Below are 2,291 nucleotides of genomic sequence, written 5' to 3'. Positions count from 1 at the left end.
ACCCGCCGCGCTGATCCTGGGCGCGCTCATCACCATCACCGTCGCGACCGCCGCGGCAGTCCTGGCCGCACGAGCCGGTCCGGCTCCGGCGCCCCGGCCCGCCCCTACCGGATGAGTGGCCCACCGCGAGCGCTCCGGCCGGTGCTGCCGGTCCAGGAGCGGGCCGAATTCCACCTGCCGCCGCGGCGCATGCCGCAGCACGGTGAGGGTAGGGGCGGATCCGCCGACAACGGGAGGGGTCATGACCGCCAATCGTCGACCGGTGATCGTGGGTGTCGACGGCTCGCCGGCCAGCTTCGGTGCGGTCCGCTGGGCCGTGGACGAGGCGGTGCGCCACGGGCAGCTGCTACGGGTCACCCACGCGATCGCCGTTCCGGACGCGTTCGAACCGGCGGCCGATGAGCACGAGGTCGCACTGCACGCCGCGGTCGAGGCCCGCAACTGGCAACCCGGCCTGCTCGTCACCACGTTCACGTGGTGCGGTAGCCCGGCCCGCGTGCTCGTCGACCAGTCGCGATCCGCCGCGCTCGTCGTGGTGGGCAGCCGAGGGGTGGGTGGCTTCCACACCCTGCGGATCGGCTCCGTCGGGCTGCAGCTGGCCGCGCACGCGCGCTGTCCCGTCCTGGTCGTGCACCACGCGGAGCGGTGGGCCGGTCCGGAGGTGCCACTGCCGCAGCATCAGCCGATCGTCGTCGGCGCCGACGGCTCGGCGCACGCCGAGGTCGGGGTGGAGCTGGCGTTCGGGGAGGCGATGTCGCGCGGGGTGCCACTGATCGCGGTGCGCGCCTGGCAGGAGCCCGCCCACCGGTGGGGCCGTGGCACGGGCCTCACCCGGTGCGCCACCTCGGCCCACGACGCGCTGGCCGCCGAGCTGGCACCGTGGCAGGCGAAGTACCCGACCGTGCCGGTCGACCTCCGCACCGTCCAGGGGGCACCGGTCGCGGCGCTGCTCGACGCCGGCCGCGACGCGCTCATGATCGTGCTCGGTCCCCGCGGGACCGGCGGCTTCTCCGACCTCAGGCTCGGCTCGGTGACCCAGCAGGTGCTCGACCACGCCTCGGCACCGGTCCTCGTCGCCCGCCGCTGACGCACGTGGCAAAGCCGCGGACGCCGGGCAGAACGCCCGGCGCCCGTTTGGGTTTCCGCCGCAGGCCGACGCCTACAGCCTCAGCTCGTCGAGCAGTTCGGCGGCCTGCCGCCGGGCGGGTGTCGTACCTTCGCCGCACAGCAGCTGGACCGCGAGCGCCAGCGCCTCGACACGCCGCTCCGCGCGGCACAGTCGCAGCATCACGTCGCCGGTGTCCGTGGTCGGCGGCCACGTGTGTGCCGGTGCCCGACGCGCCTTCCGCTCTCTCGTCGCCTCGATCGTCGTCGCAGTCATCGCACTCGCCTCCGTCCTCGCCCTGCCCCGATCCTTCACTTCCCGAACTCACTTCAAGCCTTCCCGGATTCCGCGCGCCGGTTCAGGCCGATGGTCCCGGGACGGCGCGACCTCCGGCCGCAGTTCGCGGACCGCGGCGACGATGTGCTCGACCATACGGTCGACGGCGGTGGCCACGGCCGGGGCCGTAGCCGGCGTCTGCCGCCTCGATGCCGAGCAGCAGCATGCGGTCGGGAAGCCGGTCGAGTTCCCGGGCAAGGGCGACGGCGGCGCCGAGGTCCATGGCGTGCGAGCTGGTACTGCCCTCTGGTCCGGTGGGCCATAAGGGCGGCGGTGGACATGTCCGGCCGCGGCCCGGTGCGTGGACGGCGTCGTCGACGACGACGCCATCCGGCGCCGTTCCCACAGCGTGATGTGCGAGCCGGGCTCGCCGTCGCTCTCGGCCAGGTCGACCCGGGCAGGTCGGCGACCCTGACCTGCCGAAGCCGGCAACACCGGCCGGCCAAGAAGGTCGACGGCAGCACCGTCTGCACCATCACCGACGACGGTCACCGCGCTGTTGAGCCTGCGCAGGACGACGGCCAGGGACCAACGCGGGGGATCGTCGCTGTGCGGACGCAACGGCCGCGACGCGGCCCGGTCCTCCGCCTGTACGCAAGCTGGGCCGTGGACCGGACCGCTTGTGCGGTCAGCGCACTGAGTGCACGTGGGAGATCTCCAGGTCGTCGATGTCGGCGAGGTGCAGGGGGAGCCGTCCGGGCGCACCGCGATGATCTCGCGGCCCTGTTGCTTGAACTCGCTGATCGGGTGCCAGTGGTTGTCCTTGTTGGACTTGGCCCAGTACTGCGGCTCCGGCCCGAGGACGGTGCCGGTGGTGGTGAGGAAGCTTGCCGCGACCTGGGCGCGTGCC

Annotated in this window: 3 protein-coding genes; 1 reads left to right on the top strand and 2 read right to left on the bottom strand. The window is 73.5% G+C overall.

Annotation, left to right across the window (positions count from 1 at the left end):
• The first annotated feature begins 241 nt into the window (after nt 1–241).
• Entirely contained in the window at nt 242–1,087 is an 846-nt protein-coding gene (locus tag AB0J72_RS58885) for a universal stress protein (RefSeq protein ID WP_363418028.1), read from the top strand.
• A gap of 72 nt (nt 1,088–1,159) precedes the next feature.
• On the opposite strand, the gene AB0J72_RS58880 is transcribed toward AB0J72_RS58885, so the two are convergent.
• Both AB0J72_RS58880 and AB0J72_RS58875 read right to left on the bottom strand, forming a co-directional pair.
• Nucleotides 1,160–1,381 (bottom strand): hypothetical protein, encoded by a 222-nt coding sequence (locus AB0J72_RS58880; RefSeq protein WP_363418025.1) that lies wholly within the window; start codon nt 1,379–1,381, stop codon nt 1,160–1,162.
• A gap of 48 nt (nt 1,382–1,429) precedes the next feature.
• The coding region (locus AB0J72_RS58875; protein WP_363418022.1) for a hypothetical protein at nt 1,430–2,291 on the bottom strand (862 nt) is incomplete at its 5' end.

It is taken from the genome of Dactylosporangium sp. NPDC049742 (assembly GCF_040674675.1).
GTDB classification, from domain to species: Bacteria; Actinomycetota; Actinomycetes; order Mycobacteriales; family Micromonosporaceae; genus Dactylosporangium; species Dactylosporangium maewongense.
The sequence above is the reverse complement of the archived record's forward strand: the minus strand, read 5'-3'. Positions and strand labels throughout refer to the sequence as shown.

Bases quoted from the DNA above. Each gene is read 5' to 3' on its own strand.
- AB0J72_RS58885 (WP_363418028.1), top strand. From the start codon at position 242: ATGACCGCCAATCGTCGACCGGTGATCGTGGGTGTCGACGGCTCGCCG.
- AB0J72_RS58880 (WP_363418025.1), bottom strand. From the start codon at position 1,381: ATGACTGCGACGACGATCGAGGCGACGAGAGAGCGGAAGGCGCGTCGG.